The sequence below is a fragment of the Ktedonobacter racemifer DSM 44963 genome (assembly GCF_000178855.1).
Classification (GTDB): domain Bacteria; phylum Chloroflexota; class Ktedonobacteria; order Ktedonobacterales; family Ktedonobacteraceae; genus Ktedonobacter; species Ktedonobacter racemifer.
Window position 1 is genome coordinate 1,187,249 of record NZ_ADVG01000005.1, and the last position, 24,670, is coordinate 1,211,918.

Annotated in this window: 20 protein-coding genes; 11 read left to right on the forward strand and 9 right to left on the reverse strand. The window is 54.9% G+C overall.

Going from position 1 to position 24,670, the window contains the following annotated elements:
- Window positions 1–101: 101 nt before the first annotated feature.
- Window positions 102–980, reverse strand: a complete 879-nt coding sequence (locus KRAC_RS59170; RefSeq protein ID WP_007923382.1) for an amidohydrolase family protein — start codon at window positions 978–980, stop codon at window positions 102–104.
- A gap of 391 nt (window positions 981–1,371) precedes the next feature.
- Here KRAC_RS59170 and KRAC_RS59175 point away from each other — a divergent pair, with 391 nt between their 5' ends.
- The 3 genes from KRAC_RS59175 (at window position 1,372) to KRAC_RS59185 (ending at window position 5,868) form a co-directional block, all read left to right on the forward strand.
- Window positions 1,372–2,511, forward strand: a complete 1,140-nt coding sequence (locus KRAC_RS59175) for a glycoside hydrolase family 3 protein (protein WP_244422653.1) — start codon at window positions 1,372–1,374, stop codon at window positions 2,509–2,511.
- 240 nt (window positions 2,512–2,751) lie between these two features.
- Window positions 2,752–4,008: a glycoside hydrolase family 3 protein gene (locus KRAC_RS59180; protein WP_007923389.1), complete on the forward strand. Its 1,257-nt coding sequence runs from the start codon at window positions 2,752–2,754 to the stop codon at window positions 4,006–4,008.
- 291 nt (window positions 4,009–4,299) lie between these two features.
- Entirely contained in the window at window positions 4,300–5,868 is a 1,569-nt protein-coding gene (locus KRAC_RS59185) for a family 10 glycosylhydrolase (RefSeq protein ID WP_052569466.1), read from the forward strand.
- Window positions 5,869–6,155: 287 nt separating this feature from the next.
- Here the strand turns inward: KRAC_RS59185 and KRAC_RS59190 are convergent, their stop codons facing one another.
- The gene (locus tag KRAC_RS59190) at window positions 6,156–6,791 is read right to left on the reverse strand and encodes a biotin transporter BioY (RefSeq protein ID WP_007923391.1); all 636 of its coding nucleotides are present in this window, start codon (window positions 6,789–6,791) and stop codon (window positions 6,156–6,158) included.
- Window positions 6,792–7,150: 359 nt separating this feature from the next.
- On the opposite strand from KRAC_RS59190, the gene KRAC_RS59195 reads away from it, so the two are divergent.
- On the forward strand, window positions 7,151–8,773 hold the full coding sequence (locus tag KRAC_RS59195; RefSeq protein ID WP_007923392.1) for a glycoside hydrolase family 10-like protein: 1,623 nt from the start codon (window positions 7,151–7,153) through the stop codon (window positions 8,771–8,773).
- A gap of 66 nt (window positions 8,774–8,839) precedes the next feature.
- Here the strand turns inward: KRAC_RS59195 and KRAC_RS59200 are convergent, their stop codons facing one another.
- From KRAC_RS59200 to KRAC_RS64845, 3 genes are all read right to left on the reverse strand, one after another.
- A complete protein-coding gene (locus KRAC_RS59200) occupies window positions 8,840–9,709 on the reverse strand; it encodes a carbohydrate ABC transporter permease (RefSeq protein ID WP_007923393.1) in 870 nt (289 codons plus the stop codon).
- Between the two features lie 2 nt (window positions 9,710–9,711).
- A complete protein-coding gene (locus KRAC_RS59205; protein ID WP_007923395.1) occupies window positions 9,712–10,659 on the reverse strand; it encodes a carbohydrate ABC transporter permease in 948 nt (315 codons plus the stop codon).
- Between the two features lie 140 nt (window positions 10,660–10,799).
- Complete coding sequence (locus KRAC_RS64845) at window positions 10,800–12,107, reverse strand: extracellular solute-binding protein (RefSeq protein ID WP_007923396.1); 1,308 nt, start codon at window positions 12,105–12,107, stop codon at window positions 10,800–10,802.
- 701 nt (window positions 12,108–12,808) lie between these two features.
- Between KRAC_RS64845 and KRAC_RS59215 the strand changes: the two genes are divergently transcribed.
- Window positions 12,809–13,279 (forward strand): NUDIX domain-containing protein, encoded by a 471-nt coding sequence (locus tag KRAC_RS59215; protein WP_007923397.1) that lies wholly within the window; start codon window positions 12,809–12,811, stop codon window positions 13,277–13,279.
- Here KRAC_RS59215 and KRAC_RS59220 read toward each other — a convergent pair.
- Window positions 13,276–13,773: a DUF6789 family protein gene (locus KRAC_RS59220; protein WP_007923398.1), complete on the reverse strand. Its 498-nt coding sequence runs from the start codon at window positions 13,771–13,773 to the stop codon at window positions 13,276–13,278. The two genes, KRAC_RS59215 and KRAC_RS59220, sit on opposite strands and share 4 nt — an antisense overlap.
- Before the next feature lie 121 nt (window positions 13,774–13,894).
- Here KRAC_RS59220 and KRAC_RS59225 point away from each other — a divergent pair, with 121 nt between their 5' ends.
- Window positions 13,895–15,235: an amino acid deaminase/aldolase gene (locus tag KRAC_RS59225; RefSeq protein WP_007923399.1), complete on the forward strand. Its 1,341-nt coding sequence runs from the start codon at window positions 13,895–13,897 to the stop codon at window positions 15,233–15,235.
- Window positions 15,236–15,258: 23 nt separating this feature from the next.
- Window positions 15,259–16,617, forward strand: a complete 1,359-nt coding sequence (locus KRAC_RS59230; protein WP_007923401.1) for a D-arabinono-1,4-lactone oxidase — start codon at window positions 15,259–15,261, stop codon at window positions 16,615–16,617.
- Between the two features lie 23 nt (window positions 16,618–16,640).
- Here KRAC_RS59230 and KRAC_RS59235 read toward each other — a convergent pair whose 3' ends face one another.
- On the reverse strand, window positions 16,641–17,702 hold the full coding sequence (locus KRAC_RS59235; RefSeq protein ID WP_007923403.1) for a LacI family DNA-binding transcriptional regulator: 1,062 nt from the start codon (window positions 17,700–17,702) through the stop codon (window positions 16,641–16,643).
- A 437-nt stretch (window positions 17,703–18,139) separates the two neighbouring features.
- Between KRAC_RS59235 and KRAC_RS59240 the strand changes: the two genes are divergently transcribed.
- The 4 genes from KRAC_RS59240 (at window position 18,140) to KRAC_RS59260 (ending at window position 22,762) form a co-directional block, all read left to right on the forward strand.
- Window positions 18,140–19,498, forward strand: a complete 1,359-nt coding sequence (locus tag KRAC_RS59240; protein ID WP_007923404.1) for an extracellular solute-binding protein — start codon at window positions 18,140–18,142, stop codon at window positions 19,496–19,498.
- A 30-nt stretch (window positions 19,499–19,528) separates the two neighbouring features.
- Complete coding sequence (locus KRAC_RS59245; RefSeq protein ID WP_007923405.1) at window positions 19,529–20,479, forward strand: carbohydrate ABC transporter permease; 951 nt, start codon at window positions 19,529–19,531, stop codon at window positions 20,477–20,479.
- Window positions 20,472–21,344 (forward strand): carbohydrate ABC transporter permease, encoded by an 873-nt coding sequence (locus KRAC_RS59250; RefSeq protein ID WP_007923406.1) that lies wholly within the window; start codon window positions 20,472–20,474, stop codon window positions 21,342–21,344. Before KRAC_RS59245 ends, KRAC_RS59250 begins: the two co-directional genes overlap by 8 nt.
- A gap of 320 nt (window positions 21,345–21,664) precedes the next feature.
- On the forward strand, window positions 21,665–22,762 hold the full coding sequence (locus KRAC_RS59260; protein ID WP_007923408.1) for a DUF4349 domain-containing protein: 1,098 nt from the start codon (window positions 21,665–21,667) through the stop codon (window positions 22,760–22,762).
- A gap of 233 nt (window positions 22,763–22,995) precedes the next feature.
- On the opposite strand, the gene KRAC_RS59265 is transcribed toward KRAC_RS59260, so the two are convergent.
- Complete coding sequence (locus KRAC_RS59265; RefSeq protein ID WP_007923410.1) at window positions 22,996–23,556, reverse strand: hypothetical protein; 561 nt, start codon at window positions 23,554–23,556, stop codon at window positions 22,996–22,998.
- Between the two features lie 75 nt (window positions 23,557–23,631).
- Complete coding sequence (locus tag KRAC_RS59270; RefSeq protein ID WP_157508370.1) at window positions 23,632–24,642, reverse strand: RluA family pseudouridine synthase; 1,011 nt, start codon at window positions 24,640–24,642, stop codon at window positions 23,632–23,634.
- Window positions 24,643–24,670 lie beyond the last annotated feature (28 nt).

Consider the following 24,670-nt stretch of genomic DNA (forward strand, 5'->3'; position numbering starts at 1 on the left):
GTGTGTGGGAAACGGCTCTGCCGTTTCCCACACACTCCCCTACCCCGAGGCGAGCGTAGCGAGCCGAGGTAAGAGCGAGAAGAGAAATGAAAAGCCCCAGGCTAGCCAGAGAATTTCATCTGGGCCACGGCGGTATGGTCTAGGAGCTTCTGCGCATTGCGCCACATCAGTTTTTCGCGTGCCTCAGGCGTAAAATAGTCAAAGGCCTCGAAGTCGCGCAGCCAGCGCTGGGGGGTAATAAAGGGATAGTCGGAGCCAAAGAGGAAACGATCCTGCATCCGTGTCGCGGCCTCGCGCAACAATACCTCGGGGATGCGCTTGGGCGACCAGCCTGAGAGGTCGTTATAGATGTTGGTCTTATGCTGCATGGCAGCCAGCATCTCCTCATGCCAGGGCCAGGAGGGATGAGCGCCAATAATCGTCAGGCCGGGGAAGTCAGCCGCCAGGGCATCCAGGTAGATCGGGCGTGTATAGTCAAGCTTGATGCCCATGCCACCAGGCGTGCCAGCTCCCAGGCCATTGGTTCCGGTGTGAAAGAGCGCCGGAATGCCCAATTCCTGAATCTTCTCCATCAATGGATAGAATTGCGGATCATTGGGATAGAAGGCCTGAACTCCTGGATGGAACTTGGCCCCACCCAGCCCGAGGTCTTTCACAGCACGCTCTATCTCTTTCACGGCGACCTTGCCCTTATGGGGATCGACACTGGCAAAGCCAATAAATTGCTGCGGGTAGCGCTTCACAATCTCGGCAATATAGTCATTGCCCAGTGGGGGCAGGCCAGTCGCGGTCTCGGCGTCCCAGGCTAGCAGCACACCGATCATATCTAACTCGGCGTAATCGGCGGCGATCTGCTCGATATCTTTAAGCTTGACTTCGGTGCGGAAGAACTTCTCAGCGGCCCTGGCATATGGGCCAAGCGTCACCTGCATAAACTCCGTAGTCGGCAGGTGGACATGAAAATCAACGGCGCGTGGCATATCATAACTCCTTGTAATCGATACCCTGAATGACACACAACATTGTGTATCTATCTACGCACTCTCATTATAGTATCGCGAAAAGGAGGCATGTCCAAATGGCTGGCGTCTTCTCGCTTGTAATACAGCCTTTTTTGGTGTGCCTCGAATGCTTTATTGCTTCCTTTATGGGACATCTGGTCTTCTCAGGGGCAAAAAGGGAACTTATTGCGTTATGGTAAGTGAGGATGGCGCGATGCCTTCCTAGAACGCCATAAATATTTTTGCTGGAGACATATCAATTATGCAAAAATACCTGCTAAAACACACTCAGATAACCAATCAGCATATTTCAAGATCTTTATTTACAAGCCTCTGCTGTTTACTGCTCTTTCTCACAGGTTGCTCAGATATGGCAGCTGCCAATCCATCAGGCACGTCATCTCAGGCCGCTGTGGCCAAAGGGAACGAAAACACATATGAAAGCACACTCGAACAGCAACGCCTCAGCAAAGTCAAAGCCTTAATTTCGGGCATGTCTCTCGACGAAAAGCTCGGGCAACTCATCATCGTCGAGTATCTTTATAGCAACTATGCTAGTACTGAACTTCCCGCCATGATTGCACAGCATGTAGGTGGCTATCTCTACCAGGCAGCAAACCATAACTTTGACCCTCCTTTCAATACTATTGACGCGGCAAAGCAGGTGGGGAATTTAGCCAATAAAGATGCCAGGATTCCCTTGCTGATCGCCGTCGACCAGGAGGGCGGCTTAGTCAATAAAATCGCGACCTTCTTTGGGGATGCACCGGCTGCGGCAGACCTGACAGCCACCGGCGATCCCAACAAGGCCATGGAGGCGGGGCGGGTAGCTGCCAAGCACTTGCAGCAGCTAGGCATAAACACTAATCTTGCGCCCGTCGTCGATGTGCAAACGGTCACACCTCCGCTCCTCCAATCACGCATCTTCGGTTCGGATGGCGATACTGTCGCGACCTACGCAGGCGCCTTCTTAAATGGCGTGCAGAAAAATAATATTATTGGCTGCTTGAAACACTTTCCCGGTCTGGGATCGCTCACAAGTGCGGACGATCCTCACGACACTCTACCCGTCGTCTCCAGCAGCATGGATACACTCCAAAAGTACGACCTGGCACCCTATAAAAAACTGATCGCGACGCAGAAACCCGCCATGATTATGTCGACCGACGTGGTTACCACAGCCATTGACCCCGATATGCCAGCGGAGCTCTCGCCCAAGGCCATCGATGGCGTCCTGCGCAAACAGCTCGGTTATACCGGTGTGGTGATTACAGATGGACTCTATATGGGCGGCATAATTAATCATTGGACGCTAGGAGAGGCCGCCGTCCTCTCGATCATCGCGGGCAACGACCTGATCGAGGGCCCCACCACCGCCTCAGAGGTAGCCGAGGTCGTGCAGGCCTTTAAAGACGCCATCCAGAATGGGCGCTTAAGCGAGCAGCGCATCGATGAATCCCTCCAGCGCATCCTCTTGCTGAAGATGCAATATGGCATTATCAAAGCCTGAGTTCGCCTCTCATGACTTCGGCCTATCCACACCACTCCCATCCCGAGCGCTGAGTAGTAAGTTGGATTTTGCATTGTGTAGCCACTTGTGGCGCGCCTCGCAGGCTTAATTGCTTCCTTTATGGGACCTCTGGTTTTTGTTGAAAACAAACGGGGGGGCTTTGCGTTATGGTAAGTAGGGAATGGCATGATGCCATCATATGATACCGCAAATGTTTTTTTGCTGGAGCTTTAATTTACTATGCAAAACTATCCGTTAAAACGCACACAATCGACCCATCAACATATTTTAAAATCGTTTCTTGCCTGCGTCTGCTGCCTCCTCCTCTTTCTTACCAGTTGCGCAGATGCGACAACGGGCAACTCACCAAATACATCCTCCCAAGGCAGCCAGGCCACTGCCTCCAAAGGGAACGAGAACTCGTATGAAAACACACTTGAACAGCAACGCCTCAGCAAAGTCAAGGCATTGATCTCAGGTATGTCTCTCGATGAAAAAATTGGGCAGCTCATCATTGTCGAATATTTCGGTTCAGACTATGCTAACACTGCTCTCCCCTACATGGTAGGGCAACAACATGTGGGTGGCTATCTCTATCAGCAAATAAATCACAATTTTGAATATCCCTCCAACACCATCGAGGGGGCAAAGCAGGTCGTGGACGCAGCCAATAAAGACGCCAAGATTCCCCTCCTGATCGCCATCGACCAGGAAGGCGGGGTTGTCAATAAGCTCAGCACCTTGTTTGGCGATGCCCCCTCCGCCGAGGATCTGGCTGCCACCGGAGACCCGAACAAAGCCCTGGAGGCGGGACAGGAAGATGCCAACCACATGCAACAGGTTGGCATTAATGTGAACCTTGCCCCCGTCGTCGATGTGCAGACGGCGACACCTCCACTGCTCGCCTCGCGCACCTTTGGCACAGACGGCAACTCCGTCGCAACCTACGCGGGTGCCTTTCTGAATGGCTTGCAGAAAAATAACGTTATTGGCTGCTTGAAACATTTCCCTGGTCTGGGATCACTCACAAGTGCGGACGATCCTCATGACACTCTACCCGTCGTCTCCAGCAGCATGGATACACTCCAAAAGTACGACCTGGCACCCTATAAAAAACTGATCGCGACGCAGAAGCCCGCCATGATTATGTCGACCGATGTGATCACCACGGCCATTGATCCCGACATGCCAGCCGAACTCTCGCCCAAGGCTATCGATGGCGTCCTGCGCAAACAGCTCGGCTATAACGGTGTGGTGATCACGGATGGCCTCTATATGGGTGGTCTCAAACGCTGGGGCCTGGCCGAGTCTGCCGTTCTCTCGATCATCGCAGGCAACGACCTGATCGAGGGACCCTACACCTCCTCCCAGGTAGCCGAGGTCGTGCAGGCCTTTAAAGATGCTATCCAGAATGGGCGCTTAACAGAAAAGCGTATCGATGAATCCCTCCAGCGCATCCTCCTCATGAAATTGCAGTACGGCATCATCAAGGCGTAAATTACTTGTGTTTGTGAATATAATGGGCCCTGGCAACCTCAGGTTGCCAGGGCCCATTATATTCACAAACACAGACAATGTGATGCTCTTTTTCAGAGCCTCCTAGCACAAATAGCATATTTCACTCAACAAGGCAGACTTTGTATGATACAATTTCAACCTGTACAATGTTGTCCGCTTTCTTCAGTAGATCCCCCATGCAGAAGGAGAAGCTCGCCGATGAGATTAGCACTTAAACGACTTCATCACCTGGGAAAACACCTATCTATAGGTGTGCTTATCTGCACCCTCATGACCTTAGGCATAGTACCAGGAACAGCCTCAGCCCACGAAACAAGCAAAACGTCCACGACAGCCAACCATGCCCTCTCTTCCACAAGTACAGACTCACCCAAGCGCCAGCTACGTGCCGCCTGGATCGCTACAGTTACAAATATCGATTGGCCATCACAGCCGGGCCTGCCCGCAGCCACGCAGCAGCAGGAATATCTGACGCATCTAGATGAACTACAGCAGATGAATATGAATGCCGTTGTCGTCCAGGTGAAACCCACTGCCGATGCGTTCTATCCATCACACTATGGCCCCTGGTCCCAATATTTAACCGGGGTGCAGGGGAAAGATCCCGGTTATGATCCCCTGGCATTTATGGTCAATGAGACACATAAGCGCAATATCGAATTTCATGCCTGGTTTAATCCCTACCGAGTTAGCATGCAAGGCGATATCAACCAGCTTGTGCCAGATCATCCCGCACGCCTGCATCCCGATTGGGTCGTGAGCTATGGCGGCAAGCTCTACTACAATCCCGGTATTCCCGCGGCTCGCGAGTTTGTGGTGCAGAGCATCCTGGAGGTTGTGCGCAACTACGACGTTGATGGCATCCACCTGGATGACTACTTCTATCCCTACAAGGTCGGCAACCAGGACTTCCCCGATGATGCCACCTACCAGCAGTATGGCGCGGCTCGCTTCGCCAATAAGGACGACTGGCGCCGCGATAATGTCAACCAGATGATCCAGGAGCTCTCAAGCGGGATCAAACAGATCAAGCCTTATGTTAAGTTTGGCATCAGTCCCTTTGGTGTCTGGCGCAATCGATCGGTTGATCCAACTGGCTCCGATACCACCGCCGGTCAGACCAACTACGATACCCTCTACGCCGACACACGTCTCTGGATCAAGAACAACTGGCTCGACTATATCGCGCCCCAGATCTACTGGAATATCGGCTTCGCGCCCGCAGCCTACGACAAGCTTGTAAGCTGGTGGGCCAACGAGGTCGCCGGAACGCATGTCCAGCTCTACATCGGGCAAGGCGCCTATAAGATCGGCACCAGCAGTCCGACGAACTGGCTCAACCCGGACGAGATGCCCAATCAGCTCGCACTCAACCTGCAATATCCCCAGGTTCAGGGCAGCATCTTCTTTAGCTTAAAAGATCTCAATGCCAATTTACTAGGCTTTAAAGACCGCCTGGTCAACGATATCTATAAGCAGAAGGCACTGGTCCCCACCATGCCATGGCTGGATAGTACCGCTCCACGCCCCGTGGTACTCCTGCCTAGCGGACCGAAACAGGACAGCGCGAGTCTACGCTGGCTTGATCTCCCTCACAACACAACGGCCTACTATGTGATCTATCGCTTCGACGGCAAGATTGTGCCTACCCAGGCGGACTTTGACAACAGCGCCAACATCCTCACAACGCTGCGCAAGCTACAAGAGGAGAGCACACAGCAGCAGTTTGTCGATACAAGCGCCCAGAGCGGTCACGCCTACACGTACTATGTCACCGCAGTGGATCGGTTGCATAACGAAAGCCAGCCTTCAAGTGGGCGATCGATCACACTCGCCTGAGCGATAACATCATCAATCACACTTAGGTGAATGAGAATGCTATCGATCACACATACTTCTATCATAGAATGTCCCCAGCAATCCGAGATTGCTGGGGACATTCTATGATAGAAGTATGCAAAGCGCTTGTAGAGTCCATGCAAGCATGGACTCTTCGGCCTACAAGCTGAGGTTCAGCCATCGGGAGATCGCTGCGCTCGTAGTCCATGCCAGCATGGACCCTACACGTTCCATGCCAACTGCCAGGCCAATATTGCATTCGATCAATTCATCACACTCAGGCGATGCTAGGACTCCTGCTCCTTGCGGACGCGGCGTACAATAGCCCAGGCGGTGGGCAGCAGGGCCGCGGCAACGATCATCTTGAACGCCTCGCCAGGGAGGAAGGGGGCCGCGCCCGCCAGCAGGGCCGCGCCCAGGCTATGATTCACACCGTGCGCCATGGGCAGACCGAAGATAGCCAGCCAGGCCACACCCAGACCCAGGTTAATAACCACAGCGGGCAGCATGGCAAAGATCGAGGTCAGGTAGCTGCGATCCAGGCCACGCTCACAGAGCCAGCCAACCACGAAGGCCGCAATAGGAAAGGCCCAGATGTAGCCCGCAGTAATCCCGATCAGACTGGCAGGAGAACCCCCACTCGCAAAGACTGGCAAGCCGACCGCACCTTCAGCGATATACAGCAGCATTACCAGCGCGCCACGCTTGCTGCCCAGAGCCGCCCCTACCAGCAAGACCATAAATGTCTGTAGTGTTATAGGAACCGGGGTAAAGGGGAGGTAGAAACCGATATGCGCGGCCAGGGCCATCAAAATACTAGCACTCACTATGAGCAATCCATCACGCCCCAGGCTGGCGACACGTGATGTCCGTCGCGCGGGGACTGCATAATCCAGAATAGTTGTTCCTGGTGCTATTGCCATTAGTATACTCCTCATGTGTTGTTCTGTTCGTTCTTCAATTCCACAACGCTGCCCAGGCCAAAGATCTTCTACGAAATACACGCTACAAAAGACCTCTTCCTCGGGGCCAGCATTCACCGTAGCGAATTCTACCACATTCCTGGAAATTATTGGTAGGTTGTTTTAGGGGTTATTGTTGAGTCTGCTGGCTTCGCCAGCAGACTCAACAATAACCCCTAAATGCACGCTTTACATGTATATATAATCTTAAAAGCCTATGCGAATACAAAACTATTTATAGCGTGTTACAATACAATTTATATAAGAATGTTCGTTTTCTTCTTTCAATTTCCGCACTCAAGAGATGGAGATGTCACACGATGAGACCACTGCCAGCACGCCTCATGGGCAAACTCATGTCACTCTCCGCGTTGCTCTGCGCCCTGCTCGCCCTGAGCCTGGTGCCAGGCACAGCCAGCACGTATGGTGCCACAAGCGGCCCAGGTAAGCGCCTGGGATCAACGGATACGCTCGCGCCCAAGCGCCAGTTGCGTGCCGCCTGGCTCGCCACCGTCCAAAACATCGATTGGCCTTCGAAGCCTGGATTGCCCGTCGACACACAGAAACAAGAGTATACGGCCCACCTGGACGAAATGCAGCAGATGAACATGAACGCCATCGTCGTCCAGGTACGGCCCACTGCTGACGCATTCTATCCATCACGCTATGCCCCGTGGTCGGCCTACCTGACGGGCACACAGGGACAGGATCCCGGCTATGATCCCCTGGCCTTTATGGTCGATGAAACGCATAGGCGGGGACTGGAGTTTCACGCCTGGTTTAATCCCTACCGGGTTAGCATGCAAGGTGATATTAACCAGCTCGTCGCTAATCACCCGGCACGCCTGAACCCCGACTGGGTCGTGAGCTATGGAGGAAAGCTCTACTATAATCCCGGGGTGCCCGCGGCACGCCAATATGTTGAGGATAGTATTCTTGAGGTGGTACGCAACTACGACATCGACGCCATCCACCTGGATGACTACTTCTATCCCTACAAGGTTGGCAATCAGGACTTCCCCGATGACGCCGCCTATCAACGCTATGGCAGCGGAAGCTTTGCAAAAAAGGATGACTGGCGGCGAGCCAACATCAATCTCCTCATCTATGAACTCTCCACGCGCATCAAGCAGATTAAGTCCTTTGTCAAATTTGGCATCAGTCCCTTTGGCGTCTGGCGCAACAAAGCTGTCGATCCCACCGGCTCGGATACCGCCGCCACGCAGACCAGCTATGATGATCTGTACGCCGATACCCGCACCTGGCTCAGAAACAACTGGCTCGACTATATCGCTCCACAGATCTACTGGAGTATTGGCTTCACGCCTGCCGCCTATGACAAGCTCGTCGCCTGGTGGGCCAACGAGGTCAGCCGGAGCCGCGTCCAGCTCTATATCGGGCAAGGAGTTTACAAGATCGGTACCAGTGAGACAACAGGTTGGCAATCTCCCGATGAGATGCCCAATCAGCTCGCGCTCAATCTGCAATATCCCCAGGTCCAGGGTAGCATCTTCTTTAGCCTGTCCAGCCTGCACGCCAATCCATTGGGATTCAAAGATCGTCTGAGTAGCACCATCTATCACACTCCGGCACTGGTCCCCACCATGTCCTGGCTCCCGCGCACAAATCCGCGATCTCTCACATTGCAACCGCCGGAACAGACCACGCAAGGGATCACCCTGCACTGGAACGACGCACCATATAACGGCACAATAGCATATGTGATCTATCGATTCAGCAGCAACGGCGCAACCCAGGCAACCGACTTCAACACTGGCACCAACATCCTGACGATTCTCCCCAAGCTCCAGAACAATTATCAGCACGCCTTCATGGATACCAGCATCCAGGCAGGAGGAAACTACACCTACTACATTACCCCCGTTGATCGCATGCACAACGAAGGCACGCCAGTTCGTTGGCAACCCGTAACACAGCGTTAAGGCGTCAAGCATGGTTAAAATAGTTTTGCCGGCTCAAGCCGGCAAAACTATTTTAACCATGCTCCTTTATCCCTTGAGGGCTCCCATACGGACGCCCTCCAGGAAGTAGCGCTGGAAGATCAGGAAGAAGATAATCATGGGGAGGGCCGCCAGGGCCGCGCCCGCGAAGATGATGCCATAATCTGTGGAGAACTCGCCTTGCAGGCCAGCCACGCCAACTGGCAAGGTATAGGCGGAGCCATCATTGAGCACGATCAGTGGCCAAAGGAAGTCATTCCAGTGGCGCACAAAGGTGAAGATGGCCAGCGCGCCAATGGCGGGCCTGGAGAGCGGCAGGATGACATGCCAGAAGACTCCTGGCTCACCACAGCCATCGATGCGCGCCGCATCCATCAACTCTGAGGGCAGAGTCTGAATATACTGGCGCATCAGAAAGATGCCGAAGACGCTGGCAAAGCCAGGAAGAATCACCGCCCAGAGCGTGTTGAGCAGTTGCAGATTACGTGTCACGAGATACATTGGTACCAGTGTCACATACGTTGGCACCATCATCGTCGCAATAACAGTCCAGAAGAGCACATTGCGCCCCGGAAAACGCTTCTTGGCAAAGGCATAGCCCGCCAGTGTGTCAAAGAAAACGTGGAAGAGTGTGACACATAGCGCAACAGCGATACTATTGCGCGCCCAGATCCAGTAATCGCTCGCCTGGTTCAATAGACGCTGAAAATTCGAGAAGTCTGCATGCAATGGCACAACATCAGGCGGCGTTTTCAAGACAAAGGTGGTCGGCGTTAGGGCGGTCACAAAGAGCCAGTACATCGGCCAGAGCGAGATACAGGTCGTGATAGCCAGGACCAGCCAGGCAAGCCCCTTCGATGGGTGCCAGAGACGAATACGCGCAGCCCGTGGACGCGAAGAAACTGATTTGCTTGCCATTATCAATACTCCACATCAGATCTGAGAAAGCGGAATTGGACCAGCGCGACCGCCGCGATCATCAAGAAGAGGACAAAGGCCTGCGCCGAGGCCAGGCCATAGCGAAACTGCTGGAAGCCGTTCTGGTAAATCTGCGTCACGATGACCTGCGCACTATCGCCGACGCCAGCGGGAACCATCACAAAGACCTTCTCAAAGACCTCAAAACTGGCAATGGTATAGAGCACCACCAGGTACAGGGTAGTGGGCCTGATCAGCGGCAGGGTAATATGCCACCAGCGGCGCAGGGGACCCGCACCATCCAGCATGGCGGCCTCATAGTACTCCGTGGGAATACTCCCCATCGCCGCATTAAAGAGCACCACGCCCGTCGCCGGTACGGTCAAGACGGTTGAGAGCGTAATGCTATTGAGCACAATATTGGGGTCTGACAGCCAACGCACAGCGGCAAGGTGGAAAGTACCCAGGATATAGTTGAGGAAGCCGTACTCACTGTTATAGATCCAGCGCCAGGTGATGGCAATAATAACCACGCTGGTAACGGCGGGCAGATAGAACGCCGAGAGAAAGAAGGTGCGCCAGGGCTTGCTGCGCCCCTGAATCAGGCTGGAGAGGATCAGCGCAATCAGAATATTGGCGGTGACCGTGATCACAGTATAGTAGAGTGTATTCTTGATCGCCTGGCCAAAGACGCCACCCTGCGTCGTAAAGGCATGTACATAATTGCTCAAGCCCGCCCACTTGCCATTCCAGACGAAGGTATAATCATAGCTTTGAAAGGAGATAAGCAGTGCCCAGAGCACGGGCGCGAGCGTAAAGATAGCGAAAACGAGCATACTGGGGAGGATAAAGGCATATCCCCACCCATATGCTTTGAAGAAGCGCCTCAGGCTGGCAACGACGCCGCGTTGCCGCTGGCCAGCCTGCTTTTCAAGTGCGAAATGTGACATAGGTCTCTTCCTAATATTGACGCTATAGCGAGTGATGTGCCTGAAGCCGCGCGCCTGTGCGCTGGCTTCAGTTGATGATGTGGTGGAGGTGTGCGGCCAATAGCTGCACACCTCCACCACATCATCAACTTGTAAAGTGTTTAGCCGTTGAGCAGTGAATTGACCTCGCTGGCGGGATTGTTGAGCGCGTCTTTGGCTGTGACCTTGCCCAGGACGGCCTTCTGGATCTGATCGTGCAGGATCGTGCGAATCTGCGGCCACTGCGCGATAATCGGGGTAATATAGGTATAAGGCACAAACGGCTTGAACAGAGCGATAGGATTGCTCACGTCGACCGATTTACGCGCTCCGGGCGCCAGGTAGTAGCCAGTAATATCGTGACCCACCTGCGAGCTTGTCAGGTAGCGCGCCAGATCCATGGCGGCCTTAAGCTTATTCTCATCCTGCAGGTTCGCCACCGAGATCAGGCCAATGCCTCCGGTTGTGAGCGGTTTGCCACTCATGCCAATGGGCATCGACTTGACTGTAAAGTTCATCCCCAGGGCTTTATAGGTCGCGGAGGAACCACTGGGCTCACTATACATCGCGTAGTTCTTCTTCTGGCTAAAGCCGGTGACCATGTCAGTGGGGGTTTGCGTACCAAAGTCAGGAGGCGTGACCTTATACTTCAGCGCCAGGTCCATCAGCTTTTGCAGACCGCTCACGCCTTCAGGGGTGTTAAAGGTATACTGTTTGTTATCTTTGCTCAGCGGATAGGCCCCATCGCCCATAATAAAGGGCCAGGTATTGACGACGCCGGGATCAATGACGCCGCTATAGCCATATACCTGCTGGCCATTGGAGCGTTTGAAGGTGAGGCGTTTGGCGATATCCACGAACTCCTCATAGGTCCAATCATCCTTGGGAACATCGATGCCTCGCTCTTTAAAAATATCCAGGTTGAGATACATGCCCACAGGCGGCACCCAGAGCGGCCAGGAGTAGCGTTTGCCATCAGTCGAAACCGCGTCAAGAAGGTTAGAGGCGATATCGCTCTTGTCGTCTGCCGTGAGGAAGTCATCAATTGGCGCAACCGTCCCCGAGCGCACCAGGGTTGGCAGGACATCGGATGGCAGGCGAAATACATCCACGGTACTGCCTCCCTGCACCGCTTGTGTCAGCTTAGTGAAGCCACTCTGATCGCCTGTATAACCTGTAATCGTCACCCCCTTCAGGTTCTTGTGAGCCTTTTTATAAGCGGCGACCGCGGCATCGGTTAGCTTACCCGTCTGGTTACCACCATTGGGCGAATAGCCAAGCACCCAATAGCGTAAGGAAACATCACTTGTTTGATTCCCCGACCCCGAATCCCCCCCACACGCGGCGAGTAGTGCGCTCAGCACACTGGCACTTACAGCAACTTTGCTGCCCTCAACAAGCAATTGACGACGCGTAATCGAGCTACTCATCCTTGTACTCCTCATCTTATCAGGCCCAGGCAGCCGTATTCATGAGAGATGATGTGCAGGCACACGAACCGGCAGGTTGAGCCTTACACTACAAGCCAACGCCTAGCGCTCTGCATGTCACACGCGTTAACCTTTAACAAGCCCTTTCCCTCCAGGTAGGCGCTCCAACGAGCCTCCACGCAACTCGCACGCGATGTCCACAGGCAGCAGCGCCCGCGTTCTCCAGTATCAGTTATGTTCGATAGACAAACATGCTCACCTCATGCGTAAAAAATAACAGGTGGTAGGCGAAGCTATTGAAGGGTGCAGAGACAGGAGGAGAAGATACTAAGAGAGATCGCCTGGCAAAGGGTAAGATGGAATTTGTGCGCATATATAAATATATATACAACATGATCACTTGCAAAAAGTGAGGCTTCTTCTTACTCACAACGCCAGGAATGCGAAAGAACATTTGCGATTGGGAAGGTGCATGGGTTTATTTTAACATCATTAATACGGTGTATGCAATATCGACAAAATCTTAAGTAGAAGTGTTGCCTGGCAGGTCGCCTTCAATGAAGCGCCAATAAGCGGCAGAGGTAGAGTGTACAAGCATAGACCACTATTTTCTTCCTATACGGGAGAACAGAGCAGCATATACCATCATTCCTATGCTACAATAGCAACTGCAGGCGATTATATGAAGTAGGCATGGAGCAATGGCACGCATCGATTATTATAATGACCCTCAAGCCCCCAGACCCAATAGCCTGGTGCCCGCGGCATCAGCGATTATCTGTGATCAGCAGGGCCGCATTTTACTCCATCGGCGCAGCGATAATAATCTCTGGGCACTGCCCGGTGGCGCAATGGAGCCAGGCGAGTCTATTGGCAAGACAGTAGTACGCGAGGTGCGGGAAGAGACGGGCTTACATGTCCAACCAGAGCGGATTGTGGGTATCTACTCAGATCCGCGCCACATCATTGCCTTTAGCGATGGCGAGGTCAGACAACAGTTCTCGGTCTGCTTTGCCTGTATTCTCCTTGGTGGCAAGTTACGCGTCAGCGCGGAGTCATTCGAAGTCGCGTTCTTCTTCCCCTGCGAGATAGAGTATCTGAGCATGCATCCCTCTATTCGCCTGCGCATCCATCACTTTCTTGAGCAACGCACACAACCCTACTTCACCTAGCGTCGGTTGGCAAACAGGGACGCAAGCAGGCCCGTCGCGCTCCCCCAGACCAGGTGGGCGGCGATCATCATCAGGTTACGCCGTCCGGGTTCGCGGTAGGCTGACTCTACCAGTCCCAGCGCAGGCAGGAGTCCAAGGTAGCTTGCGACCCAGACAAGCAGGCCAAAGCCGCCTCCCTTCGCCAGCGAGGGTCCGGGCATATAGCGCTCGACAGGTCTATAGAACAGGCCCATAGCAGTTCCATAGCCGAAATGAGATACAAGCGTCGCCAGCAAGACCTGGCGCTTGCTGAGCAGCCAATGAAGGTGCGCTCGCCGCGCCAGGTCTTGTATGATGATCTCGGGTGGCAGATCGTAGCGCTGCCCATGCGGCAAGAAGCGTTGTGTTAGCAGCATAAACAGCGTCATTGGCGCGGTCGCTACACATCCGGCAACGGCATCATTGATCCACGATGGATACTCCTGGGCATCGGCCTCACGCGCACGTGTCGACATAGCATCTCCCCTTCTTGAACGGCTCCATCCTTCTGCGAGCCCTTTTCCTTTCACACGTTAGAGCGCATGAATTCGTGGCTAGCTCGTTTATTATTGCTTGCTTGACGCTGCGCATTTCTAGATGCTACACTCAGGGGCAAGTTATCCAAACAGGACCTCTCATTTTGCCTGCATAAAGGATACTGCCATGTCTACACACAAAGAAGAATTTTTGACTACAGCACAAACGGGCTCTGCATCATCTGTCTCTTTCCATCCTCCAGAGCAGCTTGATGCGCGCTATGAGTATTACCGCGAGATCTTTAAAGCACGGAGAAAGCCCTTCGCCTTTGTGGATCTTGACCTCTTACAGCAGAACGTCGAGCGCATCGCCACCCAGGCGGGAGGGAAGCATATTCGCCTGGCGTCAAAGTCTATCCGCAGTACCGCTATCCTGCGCCGCATCCTGGAAGCCAACCCATGCTTTCAGGGCATTATGTGCTTTACCGCGCGTGAGGCGGCCTTCCTGGCGGAACAGGGCTTCGATGACCTGCTGCTGGGCTATCCCACCTGGAATGAGGAGGATCTCGCCGAGATTGCCCGCGTCAATGCTCAGGGGAAACGCGCCGTTTTGATGGTCGATAGCCTGGAGCAGATCGCGCAGGCGGAGCGCGTTGCGCAGCAATTCGCCGTACGCCTGCCGCTCTGCCTGGATATTGATATGTCTCTACCCCTGCCGGGGCTGCACTTCGGCGTCTGGCGCTCACCCCTGCGCACCGTCGCGGATGTGCGTCCACTGGTTGAGCATATCCAGGGCTCAGCGCATGTCTTGCTTGATGGCGTCATGGGCTACGAGGCCCAGATCGCGGGAGTAGGCGACGCCTTCGCAGGCCAGCGCGCAAAAAATACCCTCGTCCGCCTGCTCAAGCGGCGTTCGCTCCCAGATATTGCTCGCAGGCGAGCAGAGATCGTGCGCTACATTCAGGAGGAGGCGGGGCTTCCATTACGCATCGTCAATGGCGGCGGGACCGGAAGCGTACACACTACCCGCACAGAGACAGCAGTCACCGAAATCACGGTCGGCTCAGGCTTCTACGCGCCCACTCTCTTTGATAACTACCAGGCGTTTCGCTATCAGCCCGCGCTTGGCTACGCCATCGAAATCGTCCGCCGACCTCAGCCTCAAATCTATACCTGCCAGGGAGGAGGCTACACGGCCTCTGGCGCGGTCGGACTCGATAAACAGCCTCAGCCCTATCTGCCCAAAGGAGCCAGGCTGGACCCCATGGAGGGCGCAGGAGAGGTGCAAACACCAGTCCACTACAAGGGAAAGCTCTCCCTCCACCCGGGAGACCCTATCTTTATGCGCCACGCCAAGGCGGGAGAGGTCTGCGAACGCTTTACGCACCTGCTGCTGGTGCAGTCCGGCACAATCATCGACGAGGTAACTACCTATCGCGGCGACGGTAAATGCTTTTTATAAACGAGTTGTAAGAGGGAATAGATATGAGCCAGAAGAGTTTGATGGCCCCAACCAGCACGGGAAGCGCGCGTAACTGGCGCAACTGGTCGGGTTCGGTTGCCTGCACACCCCAGAACTTCGCGCACCCAAGCACGATAGAGGAACTACGTAAGCTTGTCCTCCAGGCGAGCACAGCAGGTGGACAGGTGCGCGTCGTCGGTGCAGGACACTCCTTCACGCCCCTCGTACAGACTAATGATATCCTTATTTCGCTGGACAACTGGCAGGGGATTGAGCATGTCGAGAAGGTGGACGAGCGACAGGACATTGTTACTGTACGCGCAGGCACTAAACTAAGCACACTGGGCAAATTGCTACACGAACATGGTTTAGCTCAAGAGAACCTGGGTGATATCGATGTGCAAAGCATTGCTGGCGCCATCAGCACGGGTACGCACGGTACCGGCATTCAGTTTGGCAGCATCGCGACGCAGGTCGTTGGCCTGACACTGCTGACAGCGCAGGGCGAAGAACTAGAATGCTCACCTGAAAAGCACCCCGATATTTTTAAGGCCGCGCAGGTCTCGCTGGGCAGCCTGGGCATTCTCACACACATCAAATTGCGCACCGTTCCCAGCAAGCGCCTGCACTACCGCAGCCATCGCGAGAGCCTTGAAAGCTGCCTGGAGCACCTGGAGAGCTACAAACAGGAGAATAGCCACTTCGAATTTTACTGGCTCCCGCATACAAAGTGGGTTCAGACCAAGTTTGCCAATGAAACGGAGGCCGCGCCCAACGCTGGAAGTCTCTGGAGCACGATTAACCAGGTCGCGCTGGAGAACGGCCTCTACTGGCTGCTCTCGGAGGCCTGTCGCCTCTTCCCTCGCCTGACGCCTACTATTAGCCGCATCTCCGCCATGGGTATCTCCCCCGTGGACGAGGTTGACTACAGCCATTTGATCTTTGCCACCCCCCGCTGGGTGCGCTTCCAGGAGATGGAATACAATATTCCCGCCGAGCACTTCACCACTGTCCTCGCCGAGGTCCGGCGTTGCATCGAGAAGCACAACTTTGAGGTCCATTTCCCCATCGAATGCCGCTTCGTGCGGGGTGATGATATCTGGCTCAGCCCGGCCTACCAGCGTGATTCCGCCTATATCGCCGTGCATATGTATCGGGGGATGCGCTACAAAGACTATTTCCAGGCCATCGAGGAGATTTATCAACACTACCAGGGGCGCCCCCACTGGGGCAAGATGCATACTCTCACAGCGGAGCAACTGGCGAGCCTCTACCCTTGCTGGGAGGACTTCAAGCGCATCCGGACACAGCTTGATCCCCAGGGACTCTTCCTCAACGACTACCTGCGTGTCCTGTTTGGCGTGCCACCGGCGTCCGTTTAAGAGCGGAGGGATGTGCTGAAAGGTCATGCATGATCTTTCAGCACATCCCTCCGCTCTCCTCCCCACGCACGCCCCATTGTGCTTTCGCGCTCGATGAGCCGGAAAGGGATATACACACGCTCTGGTGGTACATCACGTGTGCCCTCGATACGCCCCAGCAGGAAATCGACCGCCGTCTCGCCAATCAGTTTTTTGTCGGGCGAAATGGTCGTCAGGGATGGGAAGGCGTAGCGCCCCTCCTCGATATCATCAAAGCCGATGACCGCGACATCCTCGGGCACGCGCAATCCCATGTCATAGAGGGCACGTATGGCTCCCAACGCCATCAAGTCATTGAAGCAAAAAATGGCATCCACAACGACGCCATCAGCGAACAGACGACGTATAGCGCTATAGCCACTCTCGCGATCATAGAAGGCTTCGGTTGTGGTAATCAGTTGCTTATCAGAGGAGATGCCAACCTCCTGTAAGGCCTGCAGGTAGCCACGCAGGCGTAGTTTGGACGTTTCGGTCTCGTCGGGGACATCGATGCGCAGGCCAATGGCGGCGATACGCCTGTAGCCCAGGCGCAAGAGGTGGTAGGTGGCTTCATAAGCCGCGGCAACGTTATCAATCGCCACGTGATCATGGGGGACATCGAGGAAGCGCTCGCCCAGCAGCACCACGGGCGTCTCAACCAGGCCCGGTTGCAGATCCTCCTGCTCAAGCGCCAGGGGACTTAAGATTACCCCATCCAAGAGCTGCGGACGCCATCCATTGATGACGATCCGCTCATTGGCGCGTTCCCCCCCAGTCGTATCCACCAGGACGGTATACGCCTGGCGCCCCGCAGCCAAGATAACAGTATTGCTGACCTCCGCAAAATAAGGGTTTAAGAGTTCAGGGATAGCCAGGCCAATCACACCCACACGTCCCTTGCGCAGATAGCGTGCCGAGAGGTTGGGCTGGTAGTTCAGCTCTTTGAGTGCCTCTTCAACCCGCTCGCGCTTCTCATCAGTGACATACACCTGGCCATGAATCACATTGGAAACCGTTTTTATAGAAACCCCAGCGCGTAATGCGACATCTTTGAGCGTCGTTGGCACGTGTTTCTTATTCCTTTTCCCACAACTCCATGAAATACAACGTCAAACAACTATACCATTAAAAATTTATGACCGTCAATACAAACGTCAAAATATATTGACAATGGTAAATTTTATATGGTACAGTTCTTTACAACGTTGTAATCGCGATTACAACGTTGTAAACAGTGGAGTTACAAGAAATCTGACAGGCAAATTCACGAATCAACGTAGATTTTTAGAGGTGCCGAGGTGCCAACGCTGGTGACGATCTCTTCTTCCGGCCTTTTATTGTTGCTCACATGCAATTACAACGTCAATCACCTGCTTGTATCCTCGATCCTATTCACGCAGATTCAACTGGGAGTGTAAGTTACAGAGAGGCCTGCCATGCTTGTAACCGTGTGGCGCTGACACAGCTTTTTCAGAGGAGTATCACACAAAGGAAGGATCACTCAATGGTCTCTGAGCAGCGTACATTTACGACGGGTTCTGAACCGGAACAGGCGTCGCGCATCAGCCGTCGAGGCTTCCTCGGGCGCGCGGCCGCTCTCGGTCTGGGAACCACGGCCCTAGCTGGAATCCTCAACTCTTGTGGCACAACCGCCTTTGGCGCGGGCAAGACTCACATTACCTACTGGCACCTCCTGGGTGGCGGCGACGGCGAGCGCATGCTTGAGATGGTGCAACAATTCCAGCATAACCACCCCGAGGTCGACCTGGAAGCGGTCACCCTCTCCTGGGGAACCCCCTACTATACCAAGCTTGCGATGGCGGCGGCGGGCGGACGCCCACCCGATGTGGGTATTCTGCATATGTCGCGCCTACCAATGTATGCGGGAAGCGGCCTGCTTGAGCCGTTCGATACCTCCGCCCTCTCCAACAACGGCATCACACAGGATAATTTCGTGGACCCCGTCTGGCAGAAGGCGCATTACAACGGCAAGCTGTATGCCGTACCTCTTGATACCCACCCGCTGGTGATGTACTACAGCACGGACGTCTGCCAGAAGGCGGGGCTACTTGACAGCAACGGCAAGCTCCAGGAATTCAAGGGTGAGGACGATGTTCTCAAAGCCTTTAGCGAAGCTAAAAAAGCCTCTGGTGGCCTGGGCCTCGCCATGGGCGTGGGTGATCCCTCCACCTGCTGGCGCGTCTTCTGCGCCCTTTATGCTCAGCTCAATGGGCAGTATTTCTCAGCTGATGGCACGCAACTGACCTTTGAAGATGACAAGGCGGAGCAGGTTCTGGCCTATATCTCGAAGCTCGCCAAAGAGGTAGGTAGCACCAATATCGATTATGCAGGAGCCATCGCGCTCTTCAGCGGTGGCAAGGCAGGCTTCCACTGGAATGGTGAGTGGGAGGTCACGACCTTCCAGACGCAGAAGATGAAATTCGACATGACGCTCTTCCCTAATGTCTTTGGTGGACAGCAGACCTGGGCCGACTCGCACTCTCTCGTCCTGCCACGCCAGGGCACGGTTGATCCAGAGCGGCGCGCGATGAGCATCAAATTTGTTAGTGAGCTTCTCAAGAGTAGCTATATCTGGGCACAGGGTGGGCACATTCCGACGTATCTCCCCGTAGCTACCAGCAGCGAATATAAACAGCTTGCGCCCCAGTCGCACTACGCGGCCGAAGCCTCAAATGTGGTATACGATCCTCCAGTCTGGTTTGCTGGAGCAGCCTCTGAGCTGGAAAACCAGGCGGGCGCGGCCTTTCAGTCGGTCATCACGCAGCAAAAGACGCCCAAGCAGGGCATCCAGCAATTCCGTGCGGCCATGCTCAAGCAGTTGCAAACGCCCAAACCGTTTTAAGGACGCTCTACAGCACAGAGAGGATTCGTCATGTCAGAAATTTTGCTTGAACAACAGCCTGCCGAGCGTCTTCAGAAGGCGCAGCAGGCCAGAAGGCAGGCTCGCTGGCGCAATGAACTGACCGGCTTTGCCTTTGTCCTTCCCTTCCTGCTGGCTTATGCCATCTTCCTCATCTGGCCCGTCATTCTCGGCTTCCGCATGAGCTTCTTTAACTGGAGCCTGGCGGGCACGGGCACCGACGTGTTCATGGGCTTGAGCAACTATGCTGAGGCCCTGGGCGACGCCAACTTCTGGGGTGCCCTGGGAAACACCTTCCTCTTTACCATCATTAGCACGCCTATCCTGGTGGTACTGAGCCTGGGCCTGGCTTTGCTGGCGAATATGGCCATTCCAGCGCGCTGGCTCTTCCGCCTGGCCTTCTTTGCCCCGTATATCCTGCCGGTCTCGGTGGTGGTCCTGATCTGGAACTGGCTCTACCAGCCTGGCTTTGGCCTGCTCAATAGCGTGATCACGGCCTTTGGGTTCAAAGAAGTCGCCTGGCTGTCCGATCCCAATGTGGCGATGCTCTCGGTCGTCATTGTGACGGTCTGGTGGACGCTTGGTTTTAACTTCCTGCTCTACCTGGCAGGTCTACAACAGATTCCCCAGGAGATCTATGAAGCGGCCTCAATTGATGGCGCGAACTCCAGCTCGAAGCTTTTCAGCATTACCGTTCCACTCTTGAAGAATACGACGGTTACCGTGATTATCCTCCAGGTCATTGGCTCGCTCCAGCTCTACGCGCAGGCAGCCCTGCTCACGGGTGGCGGCCCAAACTTTATGACCCGCCCTATGCTGGAATACATCTACGATTCGGCCTTCACCTCCTTCCGCGTCGGGTTCGCATCGGCGATGTCGTATCTCTTCTTTATCGTTGTACTCGTCGTAACAGTCATCCAGTTTGTCGTACTGTATCGTAGGGAGGCAAAAGGCAATGAGTAGTCTGGCATCTAATCTGTCGACCCGGGGACAGGCAGAACCCAGGAAACGTTTCTCGCTTTCGCGCACGCTCGCGCTTGTCTTGCTGACGATCATGGCGCTGCTGTGGATCATTCCCCTGCTCTGGGCGGTCGATACCTCGCTGAAACCAGAGGCCGAGACCACTACAGTGCCTGTAAGCTGGCTGGCCTCGCACTTCACGGGCGACGCCTACCACAACGTCTTCAGCACGGCGGATATCTTCCGCTGGTACTTTAATAGCGCGTTGACGGCGTTGATCTCCACGGTACTGGTCATTGTCCTGGCGAGCCTGGCCGCGTTTGGTCTCTCACGCATTCGTTTTCGCGCCCGGGGTCCTCTCTTCTGGATCATTCTCGCCGGCTTGATGGTCCCCGGTCAGATCCTGATCGTGCCCCTCTTCACCGAGATGCAGCAGATGAACCTCGTCAATACCTACTGGGGCATTATCCTGCCACAGATTGCCTCTCCCCTGGCGGTATTCATCTTCAAGCAGTTCTTTGATAATATCCCACAGGAACTGGAGGAGGCCGCCATCGTTGACGGGGCCAGTCGCTTCCGCGTCTACTGGCAGATCTGGATGCCTCTGGCACGCACCGCGATCTCGGCAGTCGCGATCATTACCTTTATCGGCGTCTGGAACAACTTCCTCTGGCCCTTCATCGTCGCCACCGGCGTTGACATGATGACGCTGCCCGTCGGCCTGGCTACGGTCCAGACCTCCTATGGCGTCCGCTACGCGCAGATCATGGCCTCGGCGGTCGCGGGCGGCCTACCAGTCTTGATCGTCTTCCTGTTCTTCCAGCGCCAGATCATTCAGGGCGTGGCTGGAACAGGCCTCAAAGGCTAAACGCCCTCTCTCGCGCCTGCGGCGCTCAAGGGTAAAAAGAGATGGGCGCGTGGCGCTGGCATTCGCCAGCGCCACGCGCCCATCTCTTTTTACTCAACAGGCACATTGTGAGAAATTTGGCGCAAAATGCGTATTATATCCAGCAGAACATGCTGCTTAACCTCCTGGGAACAAAACACGCGCCTCTGACGTCTCTTAATGTAGAACAAAAACTGGACAAATCATCTCTATACTGGCTGTCTTGAGACCGCCACACAATGCATACCGTTGTCTGTACGTACGGTTGTTGTATTTTTATGTCTAAAAAAGGAGCCGCAATTATGAAGGGTCGGGGAAACCAGCTACGAGGCCTAAAACTAGGGGGCCTGCTCTGCTTAGTACTGACCATCTTCCTTGTAGGCTGTGGAGGCGCGAGCACGAGCAGCGGCACCGCCACCAGCAATGCTGGCAGCACAGCAGACTATAATGCATCCAAGCAGGCCAGCTCCAGCAATGCGAGTGGATCTTCTAAATCCAGTGCGCCGACAAACTACACGCCACAGTACCTCATTAAGCAACTGAATGTCACCATGGAGGCCAAAGATACAAACAGTACCGCCAATGATCTACAAAACTGGATCACGAGCACCGATACACGCGCCTCCTCATCGGGTATGCAATACCAACTGAACGGAGATACGTATACGATCAGCATTACCTTCTCCGTGCAGGCCAGCGACTATACCCAGATTCAGCGCTACCTGGTAGACTATCCCGCCAAACACAACGGGCGCCTGCTTAGCCTCAATGAGTCGGTACAGAATGCCACCAATGACTACATTGATACGCAGTCGCGCCTCAAGAATCTGCGCGTCGAGCAGCAGCGCCTACAGGATTTGATGAAGAACGCCCAATCGATGTCGGATGTCTTGAGCATTAATTCGCAGTTGTCGGATGTCGAGGGGCAGATCGAGCAGGCAGAAGGACACCTCAACGCCTTGAGCGACCAGACCACCTTCTATCCCATTTCGATCACGATTCAACCTCCAGGAGATGGCTCCGCTACGCCTACGGCCTCCAGCGGCAATAATTGGAACGCCGGTCAGATCGCACACGATGCCTTCCAGGCCTCGCTCCACTTCTTCCAATTCCTGGTCTCGATCCTCATCTGGCTGCTGGCCTTCAGCATCTATATTATCCCGACCCTGATCCTCATCTGGCTCTACAGGCGCTGGCGCAGAGGACGGCAGGTGACGAACTACAGACCACAAAGACTCTCTACGCCACCACCAGCAGCGACATTACACACGCAGCAACCTGTACCAGAGACGGTACACCCTAAAGAGGAAGAGCCAGCTGCGCATGTGAAGCCTGGCGAACAGGCAGAAGGAGAAGAAGCTCAGCCCGTAGTCAACGAAGAAGAGCTACCAATCAGCTAGCCCCAGGCCAGAAAAAGTAGCCGCGTACGCCAGTAGCTGGCCAGCTACTGGCGTACGCGGCTACTTTTTCTGGCGTTTCAGCAAAGAATCAGGCAATGCGTTACCCGAACGACACTGCGAGGAGTCGCACTGCGGGGGCTGCGCTGCTAAAGCACGCGCCTATATATAATAGTACGAGGCACATCGCGCCATTATATATAAGCGCGTGCTTTAGCAGCGCGGGCCGCTGACTCTCATTGCTCCAGGGTATCCAGCATGGTACGTATAAAGCCAACGCTTACTGAGAGCCAGTCGAAGGAGCGCGTCCAGACGACCCATTCCTGCTGTGTCGGCCAGCCGGGCCGGTAACGCGCTACCATGTCGCGGGGCATAATAATCGCCCACTTGCTGCCCTCGCCCAGGGAACCCGGCGTGATCCTGACATTGAGGTTGAAGACCGTCTCTTTAGGGAGGTGCTGCTTCCAATCTGGCATGGTTTTGAGCAAGGGGTCCTGGCGCCAGGCGCTAAAGAGCGCGGGCTGTGGCTCCTCACTCCCCTCAGCGGGTCGCAGGGTCACGACCTGTCCAACAACTACCGAGCGCTCCCACTCAGGGAAGCGCAGCCAGACCGAGTAGCGATACTCGTCCAGGCCCATAGCGGAGACGAAGGGAGTATATCCATCACGCGCAAGGCGACGCTGGGTATCGCTCTGCCAGAGCGCCACCATCGCATCGAGGCGTTTCTTCTTTTCCTGTTCGCTCGCTCCAGCCAGCGAGCCACTATTTGCGGGGTATGGCGTTGAAGCTGTCATCATCTTATCCTCTTTTGCGCGGGCACATCAGTGGACCCACGCTCATTCTTTGTAGATCAGCCTGCTGGCTATATTTTACTATACAACATGGAGCTGGGCAGCCGGGAAGTAGCGTTCTAACCAGGCCAGCAGGTCCGCCGTTAAGGGGGCGGTAAAGGTCATGACACGATTATCGACATAATGGCGCAGCGTCAGGCTACGCGCGTGCAGAAACTGGCGACCAAGCACAAGATCGGAGGGCTGGAGTTCGCGATACACTGGATCACCCGCGATAGCCTGGCCTAAGGCCGCCAGGTGCGCCCGGATCTGGTGCGTGCGCCCCGTCACAGGTCGGACTTCGAGCAATGAGCGCCCCGCTTCATGCGCCAGCACACGGACCCAGGTGCGCGCCTCCTGTCCGCCCTCAATTACGACGCAGCGCCGGCGATCATCGGGGTCGCGCCAGAGGGGGCCATCGATCAGGAACTCAGTATCGGGCACAAGCTCCTGAATGAAAGAGGTGGGGAAGTGTGTGAGCACCCGCCCATTGTGAGGGAAAGCGACGCTCAGGGGTGCGCGTGGCTGTGTCCAGTCTGGCGAGCCTGGCTCGACGACCGCCAGGTAGCTTTTGACTATGGTATGATCATGAAATTGATGAACCAGGTGTGTGCGCGAGCGCTCCGTACGCGCCAGGGCCACCACGCCCGAGGTATCTTTGTCCAGGCGATGCACCAGGCAGGGGCGTGGGAGCAGGCCTTCTTCTTGCAGGATTTGGGCACGCCGCCGCTCGCGCAGCATATCTTGGATCTCCAGAGGGGCACGCGCCCAGGCGGGATCGTCCGCGAGCGCTGGCGGGCTCCACTGCTCGGGCTCCTGCGCTTCCAGGTGACGCAGCAGAGCATCCCACATCGTACCGCCATCAGTATGCTTGTAAGTGGGGTGAATGACCATGCCTGCCGGTTTATTGACGATCAGGAGATAATGGTCTTGATAAAGAATAGTAATGCCCATCTCTTCCATGTTAGGCAGTATAGGGATTGAAGCCGCCAACGTCAATAATCCTTTCAACTGGACAATGGTCCTATCAGGCTCACCCGCAGGACGGAGCACATAAAATTTTTCCCTCGCACAAAAAAGA